We start from the raw sequence: 20,936 nt of genomic DNA on the forward strand, positions 1-20,936 counted from the left end.
CGCCCGCGGCGGCCGGTACCGGCGTCGGGAGGCTGCCGCGCCGCGGCCTGTTGCGCCGCACCAGTCGCTCCTTGCCGGGCGGCGGCATCGCGCATCCGTGCCGGCCTGCGAGACATTGTTGCAAGCATCCCGCCGCCATGCCTACCCTGACGTCCATAAAGAACGCAGGCGGCCCGTTCCGGGCAACGCCGTTGCGGGGACGGAGAGACGGCAAGAATGATCGGGAACGGGACGACCCGGCGCGCCCTGTTGCGCGCCGGCACCGCGGCGGCGGCGACCGCCCTGCCTCTCGTCAACGTGCACGGGCAGACCTCGAGCGGTCGGCTGGCGCTCGGCATGTGGGACCACTGGGTGCCGGCCGGCAATGACGAGATGCGCCGCCTCGTCACGCAATGGGGCCAGCAGAACCGGGTCGAGATCCAGCTCGACTTCATCACGTCGGTCGGCAACAAGAACCTGCTGACCATCGCCGCCGAATCCCAGGCGCGCACCGGCCACGACGTGCTGGCCTTCCCCACCTGGGAGGTGCACGCGCAGTCCCGGCTGCTGGAGCCGATGGACGACGTGGTCGGGCGCCTCGCCGAGAAGTACGGCCAGCCCAACCAGATCAACACCTACCTTTCCAAGATCGAGGGCCACTGGCGCGCCGTGCCGGCCATCGCCGGCAGCCAGAACAAGCCCTGCCTCGGGCGCATCGACCTGCTGAAGCAGCACGCGGGCATCGACGTGCAGGCGATGTGGCCGGCCAGCACCGAGACCAACGCGCAGCAGGATGGCTGGACCTGGGACGCCTTCCTGGCCGCCGCCGAGAAGTGCCACAAGGCCGGCGTGCCCTTCGGCCTGCCGATGGGCCAGTTCACCGACGCCACGGACTGGATCGGCGCGCTGTTCCGCTCCTACGGCGCCAACCTGGTGGATGAGCGCGGCAAGCCGACGGTGAAGACCGACCAGGCGCGGCAGGTGCTCGACTACGCCAGGCGGCTCGCGCAGTTCCTGCCGCGCGACGTGTTCTCCTGGGACGACGCCTCCAACAACCGCGCGCTGATCTCCGGCCAGTCGGCGCTGATCTTCAACCCGCCGAGTCCCTGGGCGGTGGCCAAGCGCGACGCGCCGCAGGTCTCGCAGCAGCTCTGGCAATTCCCCAACCCGCACGGGCCGCAGGGGCGCTACCTGCCCTACCTGCCCTATTTCTGGGGTGCGTGGAGCTTCGGTCGCAACAAGGGCGCGGCCAAGGCGCTGGTCGAGTGGCTGTCGCAGCGCGAGCAGGCGGAGCAACTCGTCACCTCGGTGAACGGCTACGACATCCCGCCCTTCGAGAGCATGACCGACTTCCGCGTCTGGGCCACGGAAGGGCCGCCGACGGGCGTGGTCTACAACTACCCGATGAAGCCGCACCACAAGTCGCAGCAGTCGATCGCCATGTACCCGGCGCCGCCCGAGATCGCGGTGCAGATGTACAACCAGGGCATCCAGGCGAAGATGATCGCCCGCGCCGTGCAGAACAACGAGCCGGCCGACCGCGTGCTGGCCTGGGCCGAGCGCGAGATCGAGGGCTTCAGCCGCTGAGGCCGGGCGGGCCGGCGCCGCCGGCCCGATGCGAGGCATGAACGAGCCATGCCCGGGCCGCGGCGCCACGGGCATGGCGGGGAGGGTGCGCCATGTCCGAACGCGATGCCGCCATCGCCGCGCGGCCGCTGCCGGTCGGTCCGTCCGGGCTGCCGGCGGCGCCGGCCGCGCAGCCCACGGCCCGGCGCGCCAGCCGCTTGCAGCGCATCGCGCGGCGGAATTCCACCATCGCCTTCCTGATGACGCTGCCGCTGATCCTGCTGATCGGCGGCCTCGTCGTGTACCCGTTCTGCTACGCCGTCTACCTGGCGATGCTGAACAAGCGCATGACGCGCTTCGTCGGGCTCGACAACTTCACCTTCCTGCTCGGGCGCGAGACCTTCCAGAACGTCATCTGGCAGAGCGTGGTCTTCGCCGTCTCGGCGGTGCTGCTCAAGGCGCTGATCGGCTTCATCCTGGCGCATGTGCTGCACGCCCTGCCGAGCCGCGGCCAGCGCGCCTGGCGCGGCATGCTGCTGGTGCCCTGGGTGATCCCGCCCGCCATCTCGACGCTCGCCTGGTGGTGGCTGTTCGATCCCTCCTACTCGGCCGTGAACTGGCTGCTGGCGGGTTTCGGCGCGGGGCCGATCCCGTGGCTCGGCGAGGCGGGCTGGGCGCGCTTCGCGGTGATCCTGGTCAACGTCTGGTACGGCGCGCCCTTCTTCATGATCATGTACCTCGCCGCGCTGAAGTCGGTGCCCGACCAGCTCTACGAGGCGGCCGCGATCGACGGCGCCAGCTTCTGGCAGAAGCTGCGCTACGTGACGCTGCCGATGATGCGCAACATCATCTCGATCACCGTGCTGTTCAGCCTGATCGTCACCTTCGCCAATTTCGACATTGTTCGAATTCTCACCAATGGCGGGCCGCAGGACACGACGCACGTCTTCGCCACCTACGCCTTCCAGGTCGGCATCCAGTCCGGCGACATCCCGCTCGGCGCCTCGGTGTCGCTGTTCATGTTCCCGCTGCTGGCGGTGTTCGCCGTCTTCGTGCTGCGCGGCATCAACCGCCGCTCGAAGGAGATCGGTGCATGAGGCCGCGCAGCCTGTCCCTCCGCGCCCCTGCGGGGCGACGCGGCATCGACCGCCCTTCCAGGGAGACCGGGGAATGAGCGCCACCACCGCCGGCGCCGCGCCGGCGCCGCGCCGTTCCGGCAGCCTCGCGCGCGAGCGGCGCTGGGCGCTGATCGGCGCCTATGTCGCGCTGGCCGTCTTCGTCGTGTTCTTCATGCTGCCGCCCTTCCACATGCTGATCACCAGCCTGAAGGGCAGCGCCGAGATCGCCGACCAGACCGGCAACCCCTGGATGGTGCGCTCACCCACGCTGGAGAACTACCGCGACCTGCTGACGGCGGGGAACTACCTCACCTTCTTCTGGAACTCGGTGATGGTCACGGCCTGCGTCGTGGTCATCAGCATGGTGGTCTCGACGCTCGCCGCCTTCGCCCTGGCGCGGATGCGTTTCTGGGGCAGCCAGACGCTGGCGACGGGGGTGTTCCTCACCTACCTCGTGCCGGAGACGCTGCTGTTCATCCCGCTGTTCCAGATCGTGGGCAGCCTCGGCCTCATCAACAACGTCTGGGCGATGGTGCTGATCTACCCGACGCTGACCGTGCCGTTCTGCACCTGGATCATGATCGGCTACTTCGCCTCCATCCCGAAGGAGCTGGACGAGGCGGCGCTGATCGACGGCGCCTCGCACCTCCAGATGCTGTGGAAGATCTTCATCCCGGTGGCGCTGCCGGGCATCCTCGCCGCGATGATCTTCGCCTTCACCGTCTCCTGGGCGGCCTTCATCTACCCGATGGCCTACCTCGTCAGCACCGACCAGATGGTGCTCACCGTCGGCATCGTCTCCGACCTGATCCGCGCCGACACCTTCCAGTGGGGCAAGATCATGGCCGGCGCGCTGATGGCGGCGCTGCCGCCGCTGCTCGTCTACGCCTTCCTGATGGACTACTACATCGCCGGCCTGACCGCCGGCGCGACGAAGGGCTGAACCCGATGGCACAGGTCACGTTGCGCAAGGTCGTCAAGGCCTACGAGGGCGACGTGCAGGCGGTGAAGGGCATCGACCTCGACATCGCCGACCACGAATTCGTGGTGCTGGTCGGGCCTTCCGGCTGCGGCAAGTCCACCACGCTGCGCATGATCGCGGGGCTGGAGGAGATCACCTCGGGCGAGATCGCGATCGGCGGCGAGGTGGTGAACGACGTGCCGCCGCGCGACCGCGACATCGCCATGGTGTTCCAGAACTACGCGCTCTACCCGCACATGAGCGTGTTCGACAACATGGCCTTCGGCCTCAAGCTGCGCCACTTCGACAAGGCCGAGATCAAGCGCCGCGTGGACGAGGCGGCACGAATCCTCGACATCGTGCCGCTGCTCGCGCGCAAGCCGAAGGCGCTCTCGGGCGGGCAGCGGCAGCGCGTCGCCATGGGGCGCGCCATCGTGCGCAACCCCAAGGTGTTCCTGTTCGACGAGCCGCTCTCCAACCTCGACGCGAAGCTGCGCGTGCAGATGCGCACCGAGATCAAGAAGGTCCACCAGACCGTCCGCACCACCACCATCTACGTCACCCACGACCAGGTGGAGGCGATGACGCTGGCGGACCGCGTGGTGGTGATGAACCACGGCGTGATCGAGCAGGTCGGCCCGCCGCAGGAGCTGTACCACTGCCCTGCCACGCGCTTCGTCGCCGGCTTCATCGGCAGCCCGGGGATGAACTTCATCCCGGCGCGGCTGGAGAACGGCGCCGGCGCGCTGCGCCTGCACCTGCCCGGCGACATCGTGCTGCCCGTGCCCGCCGACCGCACCGGCCGCTACGGCGCCCATGCCGGCCGCCCGGTGCTGCTCGGCCTGCGCCCGGAACACCTGACGGAATCGCGCAACACCGACCGCCCCAACGTCGCACCCTTCCCGGCGACGCCCGAGGTGGTGGAGCCGATGGGCATGGAGACGCTGGTGCATTTCCGCATCGACGGCGCCGAGATCTGCGGCCGCATCGACCCCGCCGTGCCCGCCGAGCCGGGCCGGCCGCTGCCCATGGCGGCCGACCTCAACCACATGCACCTGATCGAGACGGAATCCGGCCGGGTGCTCTGACCCGCGCCCTAGAGCATTTTCAAGCTGAGCGTACTCGCTCAGCGGCTCGGAAAATGCGCCGGATCAAAGGCTAGAGCCGTTCCAGCCTGATACAGTCAGGCTGGATCGGCTCTAACTCAGCGGCGGCAGGCCATCGCTATCAGCCCGTTGGGGGTCTGGTTGCGGTAGGCGAGGTTGCCGGTGCCGTCGTCGTTGAGCAGGAACAGGAAGGACAGGTTGCCGGTCTGCTTGATGGCCTGCCCCTGGCCGATCAGCGTCGTGCCGTTGGTCTGCCACTGCCCCTGCGCCTGGAACGGGTCGTTGAAGCCGTTCGTCTCGGCCATGTACACGCCCTGCGCCTGGAAGGTGCCGTTCGGGTGCAGCAGCATCGCGTAGTCGAACATGTAGTTCTCGAAGCGGTTGCCGGTGACGCTGCGGTTGGCGATCTGGCAGCGCCACTGGCCGGCGAACCGCTCCATGGCGCCCGGTGGGGCGCCCATCGGCGGCTGGGCCGGCTGCGTGCCGTACTGCGCACCCGCCGGCATGGGCACCAGAAGGGCGAGCAGCAGGAGAATCCCAGGAATTCGCACACGGCCTGCCGGCATCGGGCCCACCGCCTCCATCGGATCATGGCAGTTTGTTCATGATCCGACATCCACGCCGCGGTGGAAAGCGGTTTTCCGCCCGCCTCAGCGCCAGCCGCCGCCGTTGATGTAGACCGTGTCGGCCGTCATGTAGGGTGCCGCGTCCGAGCACAGGAACAGCACCAGCTCGCCGATCTCCTCCGGCTCGGCCAGCCGCTTCATCGGCACGTCGGCGATGAATTTCTGCACCAGCTCCGGCGGCGTGTCGGAGGCGCGGGCGAATTCGGTGTTCACCGGACCGGGCGAGACCGACAGGCAGCGTATGTTGCGGTCGGCGAATTCGCGCGCGACGCCGAGCGTCATGGTCAGCACCGCCCCCTTCGCCGCCGCGTAGTGGACCGAGGCACCGGGCCCGCCGCGCTTGTGCGACATGGAGGCGACGTTGACGATCGTGCCGCCGCCCCGCTCCAGCATGTGCGGCAGCACGGCCTGCATGCCATAGAAGGTGCCCTTCAGGTTCACCGCGAAGGTCTTCTCCAGCAGGTCGTCGTCGATCTCCAGGAATTTGCAGCGGCGCATCGCGGCACCGGCATTGTTGAACAGGAAGTGCAGCCGGCCGAACCGCGCGACGCCCTGGCGCACCATCTCCTCCACGGCCGCGCGCGAGGTGACGTCGGTCTCGGTGGCGAGCGCCTGGCCGCCGCGCTGCTCGATCTCCTGCGCGGTGCGGCGCGCGGCGTCGCCGTCGATGTCGGCGCAGACGACGTTGGCGCCTTCACGCGCGAAGATCAGCGCGGTGGCGCGGCCGATGCCGCCGCCGGCGCCGGTGATCGCGACGGACTTGCCGACGAAGTAGTCGGGGGTTTTCGGCATGTGGTGGTCGTCCTCTCTTGCTTCAGGCGTTGTTCCGGGCGCCGTTCGGGGAAGGCGTTGCCTTCCCCGGACCCCATCCACCAGGAGGGCGAGGCCCTCCTGGACCTCTGTTCGCTTGGTCCCGACGGTCGAAACGGGCGAGGCGAAAATCGAACGGGGGATCCAAGGGGGCTTCGCCCCTTGGCGGGGCTACCCAAGGGGCAGCGCCCCTGGTCGGTGGGGTCCGGGGGGGGGGGGTGCCGGCCCCCCCGGGAACCCCCCCCCCCCCCCGGGGGCCCCCCCCCCCCCGCCCCCCCCCCCGGGGGCCCCCCCCCCCCCGCCCCCCCCCCCGGGGGCCCCCCCCCCCCCGCCCCCCCCCCCGGGGGCCCCCCCCCCCCCGCCCCCCCCCCCGGGGGCCCCCCCCCCCCCGTTCACCCGCGCACCAGCGCGCAATTCCCCTCGCCCATCGGCCGGAACGCCTCGTCGATCGGCACGGTGACCACCGGCTTGTACACGTCCCAGGTGCCGCGGCTCTCCTCCGGCCGCTTCACCTCGAACAGGTAGACCGGGTGGATCTTGCGTCCGTCCGGGCGGATGCTGCCGGGGCCGAACACGTCGTCGTCGGTGGGCATCGCCTTCATCCGCTCCACCACCGCGCGCCCCGAGGCCTTCGCCGCCGCCGGGCCGAGATCGGCCGCCGCCTTGAGGTAGTGCAGCGCCGCCGAGTAGGCGCCGGCCTGGCACATGTTCGGGTAGTTGTCCGGTGTCGCCGGCAGCACGCGGCGGGTGAAGGCGCGGGTGCGGTCGTTGAGGTCCCAGTAGAACGCCTCGGTCAGACGCAGCCCCTGCGCCGTCTCCAGCCCGAGCGAGACGATGTCGTTGACGAACACGATCATGCCCGCGACGTTGACGCCCCGCCGGTTCAGCCCGAATTCGCGCGCCTGCTTGACGCAGTTGATGAAGTCGGCGCCGGCGTTGATCAGCGCCACCGTGTTGGCGCGGCTGCCCTGCGCCTGCAGCAGGTAGGAGGAGAAGTCGGTGGTGCCGGGGAAGGGGTAGCGCACCACGCCGCGCACCCGGCCGCCCGCGCCCTCGATGAAGCGGCGCAGGTCGCGGTCCATCGAGGTGGCGAAGGCGTTGTCGGCGGCGATGAAGAACCACTCGCTGCCGCCCGCGCGCACCGTGGCGACGCCGGTGGAGTGCGCCAGCATCCAGCTATCGTAGGTCCAGTGGATGGTGTTGGGGCTGCACTGCGCGCCGGTCAGCTCCATGGTGATGGCGCCGGTGTTGAGATGGACCTTGTCCTTCTCGCGCACGAGGCCGTTCACCGCCAGCGCGATGGCCGAATTGTTCAGCTCCAGCACCACGTCCACGCCGTCGCGGTCGAACCATTGCCGGGCGATGGCGACGCCGGTGTCGGGCTTCTGCTGGTGGTCGGCGAACACCACCTCGGCGGCGACGGACGGGTTGGCGGCGGTGAAGTCGGCCACCGCCTGCCGCACGCAGGCGACGTTGGTCGGGCCGGAGAGGTGCCGGTAGGGGCCGGAGAAGTCGCCGAGCACGCCGAGCCTGAGCACCGGCCGTGCGGCGGTGCCCTGGGCCAGGGCCGGCCCCGCCGCCGCCGTGGCGGCCCCCGCGATGAACAGCTCGCGTCGCGTGATCATGCCGTCATTCCCTCCCGTCGGCGCCTGCCTTGCGAGGGAAACTGCCCGATCCCGGCGCCGCTGTGAATGGGCGCCGGGATCGTTGCGTGCCGCGTCGCGCTACTCCGCCGCGCGCGCCGGCGCCGTGGCCGCCTGCTCCATGCCGCGGCGCAGGCGGACCGTCTCCGCGTTCGGGTCGTAGGCCACGTCGGCCCAGCCGACGATCTCGCCACGCCTGATGTCGCGCTTCAGCGCGATGCCGTGCGCGAGGCCGATCGGCAGCGCGCCGAGGGCGAGGGAACGCTCGGCCGGGATGCAGCGGCCCCACACCATGGCGCCGCCCTCGCCATCCAGCACCTCGCCCGCGCGCAGGTCGCGCTTGGCGGTCGCCGCCACGTCGCCGCGCCAGGCATCGGCGCAGCCCGTCGGCTCGCGGCGCAGCGCGGCGGAGGCGATGGAGACGCCGATCTCCAGCCCGATCAGGTGATAAGGTCGCCACAGAGCGGCGTAGCGGCCGGAGGGATCGGTGTGCACGCCGTACTCGGAGAAGCAGCGGCGGATGTAGTCCGTCTCGCCCTCGAACACGGCGTAGACGCCCCAGCGCAGGTCGCCCACCACCTGCCGCCCGTCGCGCTCGACGGAGGAGACCACCTCGACCTGTCCCTTCGTCTCCAGCACGCCGCCATCCTCGCGCGGGCGCAGCACGGTGGGCAGGTCGTGCGTGCCGCAGGGCGGGAAGAGCAGCCCGTCGCTCGGCGGGGCGAGGCCGGTGGCGTTGGCGATCGCCGCCATCTCGATGCCGCTCTTGGTGCCGTCGAGGAAGGAGTTGAACATCTGCGGGTTCATCCCGCCGGCCTTGGCCTGCTCCGGCGTCAGCCCGTAATGGCCCCACACCGTCTCCGGCGTGCTGGCATGGTATTCCGGCCGGTACTTGGTGCCCTTGCCGGCGGCGACGATGGGAAAGCCCATGGTTCGGATGGTGTCCACCATCTCGCAGACCAGCGCCGGCTGGTCGCCATAGGCCATGGAGTAGACCACGCCCGCGCGCCGCGCGCGCTCGGCCAGCAGCGGGCCGGCCAGCACGTCGGCCTCGACGTTGACCATGACCACGTGCTTGCCGTGCTCGATCGCAGCCGCCGCGTGGCGCAGCCCGGCGGCGGGGTTGCCGGTGGCCTCGACGATCACCTCGATGCGCGGATCGGCGAACAGCGCGTTCGCGTCCTCGGTGATGGCCGTGGCGCCGGTGCGGGCGGCGGCGTCGAGGCTGGCGGCGGCGTACTGCGATTCCGGCCAGCCGACGCGGGCCAGCGCCTCGCGCACGCGCGGGGCGGAGAGGTCGGCGATGCCGAGCACGTGGATGCCCGGCGTGCGCCCGGCCATCGCCAGGATCATCGAGCCGAACTTGCCCGCGCCGATCAGCCCGACCGTGACGGGCTTGCCCTGCGCGGCGCGCGCCGCGAGCATGCGGTGGAGATTCATGGCGTTCCCTCGTGTTCTCAGAAGCGCAGCGTCAGCGCCGGGATGTAGCTGATGGCCGCCAGCACGGCGAGGGCGACGCCGAAGAAGGGCCACAGCTCGCGCACCGTGTCGCTCATGCTGCTGCGGGCGATGGAGGAGGAGATGAACAGGGTGGTGCCGACGGGCGGCGTGTAGAGGCCGATGCCGAGGTTGAGCACCATCATCAGCCCGAGCTGCAGCGGGTCCAGCCCGATCTGCGCCGCCAGCGGCACGAAGATCGGCCCGAGCAGCAGGATGCCGGGCGGCAGGTCGAGCGGCCCGCCCACCAGCAGCATGATGACGTTCATCGCCAGGATCACCAGCCAGGGCGAGTGCAGCGTCGCCGTCACCCATTCCGCGAAGCGCTGCGGCACCTGGTCGAAGGTGAGGATCCAGCCCGCCGCCGCGCTGCCCATGATGACCAGCATGACGATGCCGGTGGCGACGCCGGCCTCCAGCATCGCCGCGCGGAAGCGCAGCCAGCTCATGTCGCGGTAGATCAGGATGCTCGCCGCCAGCGCGTAGACCACGGCGATGACGGAGATCTCCGTCGGCGTCGCCAGGCCGAAGCGCAGGCCGAGCAGGATCAGCACCGGCATCAGCAGCGCCGGCGAGGCGAAGAAGGCGAGTCGCAGCAGCTCGCGCTTGCGCACCGGCGCGGTGTCCGGGCGGATGCCGCGGCGGTGCGCGGTCCAGGCACAGAGGCCGATGAATCCGCCCGCCATCAGCAGCCCGGGAAGGATGCCGGCCAGGAACAGCTCGCCGATCGAGACGTTGCTGACCAGCGCATAGAGGATCATCGGGATCGAGGGCGGGATCAGGATGTCGATCACCGCCGAGGTGGCGTTGTTGGCGGCGCACAGCCCGGCCGGGTAGCCCTGCCGCTTCTGCCACGGGATCAGCACCGAGCCGAGCGCGCTGGCATTGGCGACCGCGCTGCCCGAGACGCCGCCGAACACCACCGAGGCGACCACGGTGGTGGAGAGCGGCCCGCCGCGCCAGCGCCGCATGCCCTCGCTGGCGAAGCGCAGCAGCTCCTCGCCCAGCCGGCCGCCCATCATCAGGCTGCCGGCCAGCATGAAGAAGGGCAGGGCGAGCAGCGGGAAGGACTGGGTCTGCGCGAACATCTGCTGCGCGATCAGCATCAGCGGTAATTGCCCGTCCCACAGCACGGCGAGGCCGGAGGCCATCACCAGCGTGTGCGCCACGGGGATCGCCGCCAGCATCAGCAGCGAGAAGGAGAGGACGAGGACGGCGCTCATGCGGTCGGCACCTCCTCGGGCGCGGGCTGCGGCAGCGCCTCCGGCCCGACCAGGACGAGGCGCAGCGCGATGGTGGCGGTGGAGAAGGCGAGCAGCGCGCAGCCCGCCGCCAGCGCGTAGTAGCCGTGGGAGTTGGGCAGGCCGAGCACCGGGCTGCGCTCCATGGCGGCGATCCCGGCCACCTCCAGCGCCTCGCGCACCAGGATCGCGTAGGTGGCGACCACGGCGAGATGCCCCGCGACCAGCAGCACGCGCTTCGCGCCGCGCCCGAGCTTCGGCAGGATCCACTCCACCGCCATGTGGCCGCCGCCCTGCGCCGCCAGCACCACCCCGGCCATGATGAACCAGGGAAAGAGCTTCTCCGGCACCTCCTCGATCCAGTCGAGGCCGCCCGCCGCCGTGACGTAGCGCGAGACGACGTTGGCGAAGAGCAGCGTCAGCAGCGCGATGCCGCTGATCAGCACCACCGCCTCGGCGAGCACGCGCACCGCCCGGTCGAGCAGCGCGGCGCCGCGCAGCAGCGCGCCGCGCGGCCCCGTCGCGGCCGCCCCCACCGGAATCGACGCGCCGCTCATGCGGCCGCCGCCTGCCGCACCTGGCGCACGAAAGCGCCGAAGGGCTTCTGCTCCCAGCGGTCCAGCACGCCGGCGGTGGCGGCGCGGAAGGCGTCCTTGTCGGCCTCGTTGACCTGCACGTTGGCGTTGGCGCGGAATTCGCGCAGCAGCGTCGTGTCGCTGTCCTGCATCGCCTGCCGGTTCAGCGCCTCGCCCTGCTTCGCGGCCTCCCGCACCAGCTCGCGGTCGGCGGCGGAGAGGCGCGCCCAGGCGATGCGCGAGGCGTAGAAGGGCGTCGATTCCCATTTGTGCGCGGTGAGCGAGATGAAGCGGCTCACCTCGTAGAGCTTCGAGGAGTGGATGTTGGCGAGCGGGTTCTCCTGCCCGTCCACCACCCCCTGCTGCAGCGCCACGTACAGCTCGGAGAAGTTGATCTGCTGCGTCGCGGCGCCGAGCGCCTGGAAGGTGTCGATGGTGGCCGGGTCGGCGGGGGTGCGTATCTTCATGCCGCGCAGGTCGTCGGGGCGGTTGATCGGCCGGCGGCTGTTGGTGATGTGGCGCAGCCCGTTGTCCCACCAGCCGAGGGTGACGAGGCCGCTCGCCTCCAGCTTGCGCGCCAGCTCCTGCCCCACCGGCCCGTCCACCACGCGGTAGGCGGCGGCGTTGCTGGCGAAGAGGAAGGGCAGGCCGAGCGCCGCCATCTCCGGCACCAGCGCCGAGCTCGGCCCCTGGCTGTTCACCGAGAGGTCGAGCGTGCCGGTACGCAGGCTGGTCAGCATGGCGAGGTCGTCGCCGAGCTGCGAGTTGCCCGCCACGCGCACGTCGATGCGGCCGTTGCTGCGCTCCTTCAGCACCGCGGCGAAGCGGTCGGCGGCGATGCTGCGCGGGTTGCCGGGCGCCGCGTTGTGGCCGAGCGTCAGCCGCACCTGTCCCTGCGCCTGGGCGCGAAACACGGCTGGGGTAGCGAGCGTGGCGGCGGCGCCCAGCAGGCCGGCGCGCGCGAGGGCGCGCCGCGTCGTGGCGAACGGCATCCTTGGTCGTCTCCCAATTCGCGCCCGGCCTTTTTTCCGGCCAGTGGCGGCATCTTCCGCTTGCCGTGCGACGAGGCGGCATCGGTGCGGCGGCGGAGTATGCCCCGGCCGCGCCGCGTGGCGTCAACCCCGCTGTCGTGTTCCCCGCCTTAGTCCACGAGGTCGGGGCGCGGCACGATGGTCGCCTTCAGGCAGCGCATCTCGCGCGCCGCCGCGATGGCGTCGCCGATGCCCTGCTCGCTGAAGGGGAAGCGCATCTGGAATTCGGCGAAGGGGTAGCGGTCGCGCGCGCGGTTCAGCATCATGATGCCGTCCCAGATGTCGTCCGCCGTGAAGGCCCAGCTGCCCAGGACGTTGATGTCCTTGGTGCAGATGCGGTGCCAGTTGGTCATGATCGCGCCGGCATCGGTGAACTGGCCCATCTCGACATAGGTGCCGCCATCGCGCAGCATCTCGATGCCCTCGGGGCCGGCGGTCGGGTGGCCGGAGCAGTCCATCACCAGGTCGGCGCCGAAGCCGCCGACGATCTCGCGCACCTCGCCGATGCGCTGCTCGGCGGTCTTGCCGGTGATGTCCACCGTCGCCTCCGCGCCGAATTTGCGGCACAGCGCGAGGCGCGGATTCTCCGGCGCGCCCACCATGACGACGCGGCCCGCCCCCATCTCCCGCGCCGCGACGATGCCGAGCACGCCGATCGGGCCGGAGCCCTGGATCACCACCGTGTCGCCCGCCTCGAAGCCGCCGGCGCGCGCCGCGCGCTTGAAGGCGCGCATGCAGGAGGTGAGCGGCTCGGCCAGCGTGCCGAGCCAGAGCGGCATGTCGTCGGGCAGCCGGTAGACCTTGGTGCCGGGCAGCATGCCGAGGTCGACATACTCCATCTCCGCCCAGCCGCCCCAGAGGTGCGGCGCCTTCTCGAAGCCGAGGTAGCGGCCGTAGTAGACCGGCGTCAGGCACTTGTTGGCGGTCTCGGGATAGTGCCGGCAGTAGTAGCACTCGCCGCAGGGCATCAGCGGCGGGATCATGATCTTGGCCCCGACCTCCAGCTTGTTGCCCATGTAGTCGTGGGTCAGCTCAGGCCCGATCTCCTCGATCACGCCGGCCACCTCGTGGCCCAGGGTGAAGGGCCAGGGCAGGGGCTTCGGCCAGTGTCCGGCCAGGATGTGCAGATCGGTGCCGCAGACGCCGCAGGCGCCGACGCTGAACAGCGCGGCCTTCGCCGGCACGCGCGGCCGCGGCACGGTGCGTATCACCGGCGGGGCCCCGGGGCCGTCGAAGGTCGCCACCCGTATCTGCTGCATCCCCTGGTGTTTCCTCCCGTTCGGCGTCCTGCCGGCCCCTGGCCGGCGGCGCCCGTTGCGGAAAATCTGGCAAACGGGACCGGCTGGCGCAAGCATTTTTCGCATTCGGAATGCGGAACTCGGAGTGCGCGGCCGCGTCGATAATGCTTGACAGGGATTGCGGCCCGCACGCTAGATTTCGGCATTCCGAATGCGGAACTCGAAAAGCCGACCGCTGGACGGATCGGGCCGACCGGGCCAGGAACACCCGGCAACGTAGGGGAAGTCGTCGCCATGGACCCGCTGGAGAGCGGCCCGATCCTGATCGACCAGGTCTATCGCCGCGTGCTGGAGGCGATCGCCGAGGGCTCGCTGCCGCCCGGCCAGCGCATCCGGCAGGGCGAGCTGGCCGAGCAGCTCGGCGTCTCGCGCCAGCCGGTCAGCCACGCGCTGCACCTGCTCAAGCGCCAGGGCCTCGTCACCGAGAGCGGCCGCAAGGGCTTCGCCGTGGCGCCGATCGACCCCGCCCGCATCCGCCAGCTCTACGAGGTGCGCGGCGCGCTGGACGGCCTCGCCGCCCGCCTCGCCGCCGCCCGCGCCGATGCCGACCGCGCCGGGCGCCTCGCGCTGGAGCAGGCCCTGGCCGAGGGCGAGGCGCAGGCGCCGACCGCCGCCGTGCCGGTTCTGGTGCAGCTCGACACCGCCTTCCACCAGGCGCTGTACCGGCTTTCTGGCAACCCCGCCTTCGCCGAGATGGTCGGGCCGCACTGGCCGCAATTCCGGCGCTCCATGGCGACGGTGTTGGCCGGTCCCGACTACCGCGCCCGCGCCTGGGCCGAGCACGCCGCCATCGTCGCCCGCGTGCTGCAAGGCGACGGCGAGGGCGCCGAGCGCGCCGCCCGCGACCACGCGCTGGTCGCGGGCCGCACCACCGAGGAAAGGCTGGGCGTCGTCGCCGACGCCGCCTGAGCCGGAACCCGTTCAACCAACAGGGAGGAACCCCGCCATGCGTCTCAGCCAGGAACAGCTCGACCACTTCCAGCGCGAAGGCTGGCTCTTCCTGCCCGAGCTGTTCACCCCCGAGGAGGTGGCGGTGATGAAGCGCGAGGCGGAGGCGATCTACGAGCAGCACCGCCCGGAGATCTGGCGCGAGAAGAACGGCGCGCCGCGCACCGCCTTCGCCGCGCATCTCTACAACGAGGCGTTCCGCCTGCTCGGCGCGCACCCGCGCATGATCGAGCCGATCGAGCAGGTGTTCGGCGAGCCGGTGTACATGCACCAGTTCAAGATCAACGCGAAGTCCGCCTTCACCGGCGAGGTGTGGCAGTGGCACCAGGACTACGGCACCTGGAAGCGCGACGACGGCATGCCCGAGCCGCGCGCGATGAACATCGCCGTCTTCCTCGACGAGGTGTTCCCCTTCAACGGCCCGCTGCTGCTGGTGCCGCGCTCGCAGGAGGCGGGCGACCTCGAGGCCGGCCACGACCTGCAGACCACCTCCTACCCGCTCTGGACGCTCGACAACGAGACGGTGACGAAGCTCGTCGAGAAGGGCGGCATCGTCGCCGCGACCGGCAAGCCGGGCGGCATGCTGATGTTCCACGGCAACCTGGTGCACGGCTCGGCCGGCAACATCACGCCCTTCCCCCGCAAGATCGTGTACCTGACGCTGAACGCCGTCTCGAACCACATCCGCCAGCCGACGCGGCCGGAATTCATCGCGCACCGGGACTTCGCGCCGATCCGCCCGGTCGCGGACGACGCGCTGGCGCGGTACGCGCGGCAGGGGCTGCCGCTGGCGGCGGAGTGATGACGGCGGGGAGGGCAAGCGCCCTCTCCGGACCCCTCCCCAGGGAAGGCGCTGCCTTCCCTGGCACCCAACCGCCAGGGTCGAACGCATGCGTTCGACCAGGTTCCTGGACCTCCGCCGGCTTCGACGGTCGCTGGAACAGGCGAGGCCCGGAACCGGACGGGGGTTCCAAGGGGGCTTCGCCCCCCAACGGCCCTTGGGGCGGGAGGATACCAAAGGCGGGCGGCGCCCTCCTTTGAAGAGGGGCGCAAGCCCCGCCCTACTTCTTCCCCGACGCCGCAGCGCCCGTCCGCCGCGCCGCCCCGGCGCGCCCGGCCGGCGGCCGCCACTCCCCGCGCTGGCGGACGGTCCAGGCGTAGCGCGGATCGCCCTCCAGCAGATGCCGATGGTCGGCGAGCCGGTTGCGTTCCAGCCAGCCGATCGCCGCCTCCAGCTCCGCCAGCGTCATCACCGAGCGCGCCTTGCCGCCGGAGACGCGCTTCAGCACCGCGTTGTAGCGGTGGTACAGCCCGGCCCCCGCCAGGCCGCCGCCACGCCCGCCGCGCGGTCCCTGCATCGCCGCCTCGTCCTCCACCGCCTGCGCCGCCACCATCTCGCCGAGCTTCGCGCGCAGGCGGCGTTCCACCACCGAGGGCGGGTCGAGCAGCTCGCCCTGCGCCTCCTCCTGCTCCGGGCGGCGCAGCGCCAGCTCGGGGCCGGGGGCGAGGGTGTGGAAGCGCAGCGTCAGCGCGTTGGATTCGAGCGGCGTGATGCCCGGATGCGCCTCCGCCAGCTTCTCGCGCAGCCAGAGCGGCAGCACGCCCTGCCGGCGGGGCTTGGGCTTCCTCGCCAGCGTGCCCTGCTCGGTCTCCATGCGCAGGCGGAAGCGGCCGAAGAGCGGGTCGTCCGGGTGGAACACCAGGGCGCGCTGGTCCTCGTAGCCGCCGGCGTGCGGATCGACCCGCGTCGCGCGCGCCACCATCTGCTCCAGCCAGGGGCGCGAGCGTATGTGCGTCAGCGCCGCCACCACGGCGACCTCCGGCGCGTCCAGCCCCTCGTAGGCCATGGCGACGGTGACGAGGATGGTCGGCTCCGGCCGCAGCCGGAAGCTGGCCAGGATGCCGTGCGCGTCGGGGCTGTCGGAGACGGCGAGGCGCGCCACGACATCCGCCTGGTGCGCCGGCAGCCAGCGGCGCAGCACGTCGAGGTAGTGCCGCGCCGTGCTCTGGTCCGGCGCCACCACCAGCAGCTTGCCGAGGCCGCGCGCCGCCTCGTGCGCGGCCAGGCCGCGCGCGGCGCGGCGCCTGCCGCGCAATTCGCGCGTCGCCAGGAAGGCCTCGCGCAGCAGCGCCTCGGCGAAGCCGGTGCGCAGCGCGGTAAACAGCGCCGGGCGCGTGGTCTCGGAGGGGTAGAGGCCGGCGAGGCGGTGCGGCCCCAACTCCTGCCCCTCCTCGTCGCGCCAGCGCGCCTCGCCGTCCAGCGCGCCGAAGGTGACGGGCAGCACGGCGCGCTCGGCCAGCGCCTGGGCGCGGGAATAGCCGACCACCGCCCAGCCCGGCGCGTCGAGATCCACCTCGCGCGTCGCCTTGCGCGGCCCGCGCCGGTAGGGGAGCCAGAGGATGCCGCGCCCGTCGGCGCGTTCCAGCGTTCCGGAGAGCAGCAGCCGCGCGGCGGCCGTCTCCAGCAGCGGCAGCAACGCGCGCGACCAGGCGCCGGCCTGCTCCTCGGCCTCGCGCTCGGCCGTGGTGGCCGGGGGCGGCATCGCGGCGGTCTGCGCGGCGGCCTCCGGGTCCACCTCGGCCAGCGCCGGCAGGTGGTGCATCTCGTCCACGACGAGCAGGTAGCGGTGGCGGCGGAACTCGGCGAGGTGCAGGTCGGGCGCGGCCGCGATGCCCTGGTAGGTGGTGACGTAGCCGGCCAGGCCGCGGCACGGGTCGGGCGCGTTCTCGGCGGCGCGCACGGAGAGGGCGTGCGGCAGGGCGGCGCGCCAGGCGGGATCGGCGAAGGCCTCCTCGGCCTGCAGGCGCAGGCTGTCGCGCGGCACCACCCAGCAGATGCGCTCGGCGATGCCGGCCGGGATCAGGCGCGCGGCGGCCAGCACCGGCAGCAGCGACTTGCCGCCGCCGGGCGTCACGGCGGCCAGGATGTCGCGCGCCTCGGTCTGGCCGGTGGCGATGGCCTCGACGATCGCGGCGAGCAGGCGCTGATGCGTGCGCAGCCGGCGGGGCGGCGGGGTGGCGGGCGCCGAGGGCGGTGACAGCGGTCGATGTTCCCGTTGCGTTGGAGTCGCGATCGAGTCGGGGCCGAGTCGCGCCCGAGTCGGCCCGATCGCCGGAACGCAGCGTGAACTGTGAGGGATTCCAATGTCCAGGCCGGTTGCGCCGGGCAAGGGCGGGACGTCCGCGGCCCCCGCCGGGTTCCGGTGCCCGTGCGGAACGACACCTCCCCGCCGTGCCGCGGGACACGAGGCTGGACAGCGGCGGGGCCGGGGCCGCAACATCGGCCCGCTTCGCAAGCGATAACCATAAGGCGCGGAGCACGAACCGGAACCCGACCCACCCTTCAGGAGGTGTGATCATGGTTGCTTCCGTCGTGCCCGCGCGCCCGCGCCCGCACCGATCCCCCGCCCACGGCTCCGCTGGCCAGCGCGCCGCGCTGGGCCATCTCCGCCGCCGCCGCCTCGTCGGCGCCACGCTCGTTGCCGCCGCGGCCGGCCGGCCGGCACGTGCCGCCTCTCCCTGGCCCGAGCGGCCGGTGCGGCTGCTGGCCGCCATGCCGCCCGGCAGCACGCCGGACCTGATCGCGCGCGCCCTGGCGCCGGTCCTCGCCGCGCGCTTCGGCCAGCCCTTCGTGGTGGAGAACCGGCCCGGCGCCGGCGGCACGCTGGCCGCGGGCGCGGTGGCCCAGGCTGGCATCGGGTCGGGCGCCGGGTCGGGCGCCGGTTCGGGCGACGGGCACGTGCTCGGCATCGTGATGGGTGGCCCGACCACCACGGCGCGCGCGCTCAACCCGGCCCTGCCCTACGACCCGGCGCGCGACTTCACCCCCGTCTCGCTGCTGGTGCGCGCGCCCTTCCTGGTCGCCGTCCATCCCGCCCTCCCGGCGGCGGACCTCATGGGGCTGGTGGCGCTGGCGCGCGCCGAGCCCGGGCGGCTCTCCTACGGCTCCGTCGGGCCGGGGACGGTGACGCATCTCGCCATCGAGGAGTTCAAGGCACGGCACGGCATCGCCATCGAGCACGTCGCCTATCGCGGCTTCGCCGAGATGACGCTCGACCTGATCGCCGGGCGCATCCAGCTCGGCCTCGACACCCCCTTCAACGGCGTGCCGGCGGTGCGCGAGGGGCGGCTGAGTGCCCTGGCGGTGACCGGGACGCGGCGGTTCGACGACCTGCCGGCGGTGCCGACCGTCGCCGAGGCCGGGGACCCGGCGGCGGCCTGCTTCGGCTGGACCGGGCTGGTGGCGCCGGCCGGCTTCCCGGCCGAGCGTGCGCGGGCGCTGGCTGCGGCGGTGCGGGAGGGGCTGGCCGAGCCGTCGCTGCGCGCGGTGCTCGGGCAGCAGGCGACCGAGATCGTGGGCAGCGATCCGGCCGAATTCGCGGCGTTGCAGCGCGCGGAGGCGGCGCGCTGGATCGCGGTGATCGAGCGGCTGGGGCTGCGCGCCGGCTGACGCCCGCGTCCGGCAGGCGGCGCCCCCTACCAGGGCACCGTCTGCCCCCGATGGTCCAGATAGGCGAGGCCCGCCTTGCCGCGCCGCGCCTCGATCACCCCGGCGACGCCGCGCATGCTGGTCTCCACGTCCAGCGCGGCGTCCGGCCCGCCCATGTCGGTGCGCACCCAGCCCGGCGCGATCAGCAGCAGGGCGTGGCCGGAATCGCGACTGCGGGCGGCGTAGGAGCGCAGCAGCGTGTTCAGCGCCGCCTTGCTGGCCCGGTACACCTCCCAGCCGCCCGACTCGTTGTTGGCGACGCTGCCGAGGCCCGAGGACATCGCGCCGATCACCCCGCCCGCCGGCACCAGCGGCGCGAGGGCCTCGATCGCCCGCAGCGGGCTCAGCGCGTTGGTGACGAGGATGCGGGTGAACTCCTCGGTCGAGACCTCGCCCGCCGTCTCGGCCGGGTCGTTGGCGACGCCGGCGTTGACGAAGAGCAGGTCGAGCGACCGCCCCGCCAGCCGGCCGCGCAGGGCCTCGATCTGGTCGGGGTGGTTGATGTCCGCCCGCTCGATCTCCAGCCGGCCGCCGGCCTCGGCGGCGAGGTCGTGCAGCGGCTCGGCGCGGCCGCCGCGCTCGGTGGCGATCACGTGCCAGCCACGCCCGAGCAGCTCGCGCGCCAGGCCGAGGCCGAGGCCGCGCGAGGCGCCGAGGATCAGGGCGAGTCCAGTTCCGGTATCGGGCATGGCGGGTTTCCCATCGGCGGCGGCGGGCGGCGCGCGTTGCGCCGGCGCCCGCCGGAGATGGGGGCGGGCCGCGCCGTCGCCACCCCCGGGGCTTTCACCCCGCGCGCCCTTCGGGCGGCGCCTCGGCGCCCCCCCGACCGGGCCAGCCGGCCGGCGCCCCCGGTGGGCGCCCCCGGTAGGCGTTTCCGGTGGCGCCTCCGGTTGGTGCCGCCGGTGAACGTCCCCGGCCCGGCATCGGCGCCGCCATGCGCGCGGGCAGGACGATCCCCGGCCCGCGCGCCGCCGGCTCAGGCCGCGACCAGCACCACGCGGCCAGTCACCTTGCCGTCCTTCAGCCGGTTCAGCGCGCTGTTGGCGCTGTCGACGTTGAGCGGCTCGCGGCTGATCGGGATGCCCGGGAGCGCGCCCTTCTTGGCGATGCCGACCAGCGCGCGCAGCTCCTTGGGGTTGCCGACATAGCTGCCCTCGATGGTGATGGCGCGGATCGGCATCAGCGGCAGCGGGATGGTCATCTCGCCGCCGAACAGCCCGACCTGCACCAGCTTGCCGCCCTTGCGCAGCGCGTCGAAGGCGAAGCGCGAGGTGGCGGTGCCGTTGACGAGGTCGATCACCCCCGCCACCGGCCCGCCGCAGGCCGCGATGATCTTCTGCGCCGTGTCGGGGCCGCTCGCCAGCACCGTGTCGGTGGCGCCCTGGTCGCGCGCCGCCTTCAGCTTGTCCTCGGTGACGTCCACCGCGCAGATCCGCTTGTGGCCGAGCGCCTTCAGCACGGCGATCGCCTGCAGGCCGAGGCCGCCGGCGCCGACCAGCACGATCGGCTCCTCGGGCGGCAGCGGCAGCAGCTTGTTGATGGCGCTGTAGACGGTGATGCCGGAGCAGGCGTAGGTGGCGGCGAGCGCCGGATCGAGGCCCTCGATGTCCACCAGGTGGCGCGGCGCCGGCGCCAGCACGTGCGTCGCGTAGCCGCCGTTCTGGTACACGCCGAGCGAGCGCGGCTGGAGGCACATGTTGTCCTCCTCGGCCAGGCACTTGTCGCACTTGCCGCAGCCGACCCAGGGGAACACCACGCGGATGTCGCCGGCCTTCACGCCCTTGGCGTCCGGCCCCCACTTCACGACGCGGCCGACGATCTCGTGCCCCATCGCCAGCGGCAGCACCACGCCGCGATCGGCGAGGTTCATCTTGCCGCGGCTGCCGAGGTCGTACTCGCCGTCCCAGATGTGCAGGTCGGAATGGCAGACGCCGGCATGCGTCACCTCCAGCAGCACCTGCTCGCCGGTCGGCTCCGGCGTCGGGATTTCCAGATCCTTGAGCGGCTGGCCGCTCGCGACCACGGCAAAGGCGTGCATCCTCGTCTCC

The 20,936-nt window shown here is 72.3% G+C and carries 18 protein-coding genes; 7 read left to right on the forward strand and 11 right to left on the reverse strand.

Going from position 1 to position 20,936, the window contains the following annotated elements; genetic code table 11:
• The first annotated feature begins 216 nt into the window (after window positions 1–216).
• The 4 genes from M0638_RS11225 to M0638_RS11240 all read left to right on the forward strand — a co-directional run bounded on the left by M0638_RS11225 (window position 217) and on the right by M0638_RS11240 (window position 4,712).
• The gene (locus tag M0638_RS11225) at window positions 217–1,566 is read left to right on the forward strand and encodes an ABC transporter substrate-binding protein (protein WP_248667076.1); all 1,350 of its coding nucleotides are present in this window, start codon (window positions 217–219) and stop codon (window positions 1,564–1,566) included.
• A gap of 92 nt (window positions 1,567–1,658) precedes the next feature.
• On the forward strand, window positions 1,659–2,642 hold the full coding sequence (locus M0638_RS11230) for a carbohydrate ABC transporter permease (protein ID WP_248667077.1): 984 nt from the start codon (window positions 1,659–1,661) through the stop codon (window positions 2,640–2,642).
• Window positions 2,643–2,715: 73 nt separating this feature from the next.
• Window positions 2,716–3,606: a carbohydrate ABC transporter permease gene (locus M0638_RS11235; protein WP_248667078.1), complete on the forward strand. Its 891-nt coding sequence runs from the start codon at window positions 2,716–2,718 to the stop codon at window positions 3,604–3,606.
• A 5-nt stretch (window positions 3,607–3,611) separates the two neighbouring features.
• Entirely contained in the window at window positions 3,612–4,712 is a 1,101-nt protein-coding gene (locus M0638_RS11240) for an ABC transporter ATP-binding protein (RefSeq protein ID WP_248667079.1), read from the forward strand.
• Between the two features lie 116 nt (window positions 4,713–4,828).
• On the opposite strand, the gene M0638_RS11245 is transcribed toward M0638_RS11240, so the two are convergent.
• From M0638_RS11245 to M0638_RS11280, 8 genes are all read right to left on the reverse strand, one after another.
• A complete protein-coding gene (locus M0638_RS11245) occupies window positions 4,829–5,296 on the reverse strand; it encodes a hypothetical protein (RefSeq protein ID WP_248667080.1) in 468 nt (155 codons plus the stop codon).
• Window positions 5,297–5,380: 84 nt separating this feature from the next.
• Window positions 5,381–6,148 (reverse strand): SDR family NAD(P)-dependent oxidoreductase, encoded by a 768-nt coding sequence (locus M0638_RS11250; protein WP_248667081.1) that lies wholly within the window; start codon window positions 6,146–6,148, stop codon window positions 5,381–5,383.
• Window positions 6,149–6,558: 410 nt separating this feature from the next.
• Window positions 6,559–7,791 carry an ABC transporter substrate-binding protein gene (locus M0638_RS11255; RefSeq protein ID WP_248667082.1) on the reverse strand — a complete coding sequence of 411 codons (1,233 nt, stop codon included), beginning with the start codon at window positions 7,789–7,791 and terminating at the stop codon, window positions 6,559–6,561.
• A 99-nt stretch (window positions 7,792–7,890) separates the two neighbouring features.
• Window positions 7,891–9,249, reverse strand: coding sequence for an NAD(P)H-dependent oxidoreductase (locus M0638_RS11260; protein WP_248667083.1), 1,359 nt, complete (start codon window positions 9,247–9,249; stop codon window positions 7,891–7,893).
• A 17-nt stretch (window positions 9,250–9,266) separates the two neighbouring features.
• Window positions 9,267–10,529: a TRAP transporter large permease gene (locus M0638_RS11265; RefSeq protein ID WP_248667084.1), complete on the reverse strand. Its 1,263-nt coding sequence runs from the start codon at window positions 10,527–10,529 to the stop codon at window positions 9,267–9,269.
• Window positions 10,526–11,104 carry a TRAP transporter small permease gene (locus tag M0638_RS11270; RefSeq protein WP_248667085.1) on the reverse strand — a complete coding sequence of 193 codons (579 nt, stop codon included), beginning with the start codon at window positions 11,102–11,104 and terminating at the stop codon, window positions 10,526–10,528. Before M0638_RS11270 ends, M0638_RS11265 begins: the two co-directional genes overlap by 4 nt.
• Complete coding sequence (locus M0638_RS11275) at window positions 11,101–12,114, reverse strand: TRAP transporter substrate-binding protein (RefSeq protein ID WP_248667086.1); 1,014 nt, start codon at window positions 12,112–12,114, stop codon at window positions 11,101–11,103. Before M0638_RS11275 ends, M0638_RS11270 begins: the two co-directional genes overlap by 4 nt.
• 149 nt (window positions 12,115–12,263) lie before the next feature.
• Window positions 12,264–13,412, reverse strand: a complete 1,149-nt coding sequence (locus M0638_RS11280; RefSeq protein ID WP_248667087.1) for a zinc-binding dehydrogenase — start codon at window positions 13,410–13,412, stop codon at window positions 12,264–12,266.
• Between the two features lie 273 nt (window positions 13,413–13,685).
• On the opposite strand from M0638_RS11280, the gene M0638_RS11285 reads away from it, so the two are divergent.
• Window positions 13,686–14,360: a GntR family transcriptional regulator gene (locus M0638_RS11285; RefSeq protein WP_248667088.1), complete on the forward strand. Its 675-nt coding sequence runs from the start codon at window positions 13,686–13,688 to the stop codon at window positions 14,358–14,360.
• Between the two features lie 37 nt (window positions 14,361–14,397).
• Window positions 14,398–15,201: a phytanoyl-CoA dioxygenase family protein gene (locus M0638_RS11290; RefSeq protein WP_248667089.1), complete on the forward strand. Its 804-nt coding sequence runs from the start codon at window positions 14,398–14,400 to the stop codon at window positions 15,199–15,201.
• A gap of 259 nt (window positions 15,202–15,460) precedes the next feature.
• Here the strand turns inward: M0638_RS11290 and M0638_RS11295 are convergent, their stop codons facing one another.
• On the reverse strand, window positions 15,461–17,569 hold the full coding sequence (locus tag M0638_RS11295) for a DEAD/DEAH box helicase (RefSeq protein ID WP_248667090.1): 2,109 nt from the start codon (window positions 17,567–17,569) through the stop codon (window positions 15,461–15,463).
• A gap of 188 nt (window positions 17,570–17,757) precedes the next feature.
• Between M0638_RS11295 and M0638_RS11300 the strand changes: the two genes are divergently transcribed.
• Window positions 17,758–18,849 (forward strand): Bug family tripartite tricarboxylate transporter substrate binding protein, encoded by a 1,092-nt coding sequence (locus M0638_RS11300; RefSeq protein WP_248667091.1) that lies wholly within the window; start codon window positions 17,758–17,760, stop codon window positions 18,847–18,849.
• 26 nt (window positions 18,850–18,875) lie between these two features.
• Here M0638_RS11300 and M0638_RS11305 read toward each other — a convergent pair whose 3' ends face one another.
• Both M0638_RS11305 and M0638_RS11310 read right to left on the reverse strand, forming a co-directional pair.
• Window positions 18,876–19,577, reverse strand: coding sequence for an SDR family NAD(P)-dependent oxidoreductase (locus M0638_RS11305; RefSeq protein WP_248667092.1), 702 nt, complete (start codon window positions 19,575–19,577; stop codon window positions 18,876–18,878).
• A 287-nt stretch (window positions 19,578–19,864) separates the two neighbouring features.
• Window positions 19,865–20,926 carry an alcohol dehydrogenase gene (locus tag M0638_RS11310; RefSeq protein WP_248667093.1) on the reverse strand — a complete coding sequence of 354 codons (1,062 nt, stop codon included), beginning with the start codon at window positions 20,924–20,926 and terminating at the stop codon, window positions 19,865–19,867.
• Window positions 20,927–20,936 lie beyond the last annotated feature (10 nt).

Origin of the sequence: Roseomonas acroporae, from assembly GCF_023223525.1 — a bacterium.
Lineage (GTDB): Bacteria > Pseudomonadota > Alphaproteobacteria > Acetobacterales > Acetobacteraceae > Roseomonas_E > Roseomonas_E acroporae.

What these genes read in the sequence shown, in the direction of transcription:
- M0638_RS11225 (WP_248667076.1), top strand. Translation starts at nt 217, where the DNA reads ATGATCGGGAACGGGACGACCCGGCGCGCCCTGTTGCGCGCCGGCACC.
- M0638_RS11230 (WP_248667077.1), top strand. Translation starts at nt 1,659, where the DNA reads ATGTCCGAACGCGATGCCGCCATCGCCGCGCGGCCGCTGCCGGTCGGT.
- M0638_RS11235 (WP_248667078.1), top strand. Translation starts at nt 2,716, where the DNA reads ATGAGCGCCACCACCGCCGGCGCCGCGCCGGCGCCGCGCCGTTCCGGC.
- M0638_RS11240 (WP_248667079.1), top strand. Translation starts at nt 3,612, where the DNA reads ATGGCACAGGTCACGTTGCGCAAGGTCGTCAAGGCCTACGAGGGCGAC.
- M0638_RS11245 (WP_248667080.1), bottom strand. Translation starts at nt 5,296, where the DNA reads ATGCCGGCAGGCCGTGTGCGAATTCCTGGGATTCTCCTGCTGCTCGCC.
- M0638_RS11250 (WP_248667081.1), bottom strand. Translation starts at nt 6,148, where the DNA reads ATGCCGAAAACCCCCGACTACTTCGTCGGCAAGTCCGTCGCGATCACC.
- M0638_RS11255 (WP_248667082.1), bottom strand. Translation starts at nt 7,791, where the DNA reads ATGATCACGCGACGCGAGCTGTTCATCGCGGGGGCCGCCACGGCGGCG.
- M0638_RS11260 (WP_248667083.1), bottom strand. Translation starts at nt 9,249, where the DNA reads ATGAATCTCCACCGCATGCTCGCGGCGCGCGCCGCGCAGGGCAAGCCC.
- M0638_RS11265 (WP_248667084.1), bottom strand. Translation starts at nt 10,529, where the DNA reads ATGAGCGCCGTCCTCGTCCTCTCCTTCTCGCTGCTGATGCTGGCGGCG.
- M0638_RS11270 (WP_248667085.1), bottom strand. Translation starts at nt 11,104, where the DNA reads ATGAGCGGCGCGTCGATTCCGGTGGGGGCGGCCGCGACGGGGCCGCGC.
- M0638_RS11275 (WP_248667086.1), bottom strand. Translation starts at nt 12,114, where the DNA reads ATGCCGTTCGCCACGACGCGGCGCGCCCTCGCGCGCGCCGGCCTGCTG.
- M0638_RS11280 (WP_248667087.1), bottom strand. Translation starts at nt 13,412, where the DNA reads ATGCAGCAGATACGGGTGGCGACCTTCGACGGCCCCGGGGCCCCGCCG.
- M0638_RS11285 (WP_248667088.1), top strand. Translation starts at nt 13,686, where the DNA reads ATGGACCCGCTGGAGAGCGGCCCGATCCTGATCGACCAGGTCTATCGC.
- M0638_RS11290 (WP_248667089.1), top strand. Translation starts at nt 14,398, where the DNA reads ATGCGTCTCAGCCAGGAACAGCTCGACCACTTCCAGCGCGAAGGCTGG.
- M0638_RS11300 (WP_248667091.1), top strand. Translation starts at nt 17,758, where the DNA reads ATGGTTGCTTCCGTCGTGCCCGCGCGCCCGCGCCCGCACCGATCCCCC.
- M0638_RS11305 (WP_248667092.1), bottom strand. Translation starts at nt 19,577, where the DNA reads ATGCCCGATACCGGAACTGGACTCGCCCTGATCCTCGGCGCCTCGCGC.
- M0638_RS11310 (WP_248667093.1), bottom strand. Translation starts at nt 20,926, where the DNA reads ATGCACGCCTTTGCCGTGGTCGCGAGCGGCCAGCCGCTCAAGGATCTG.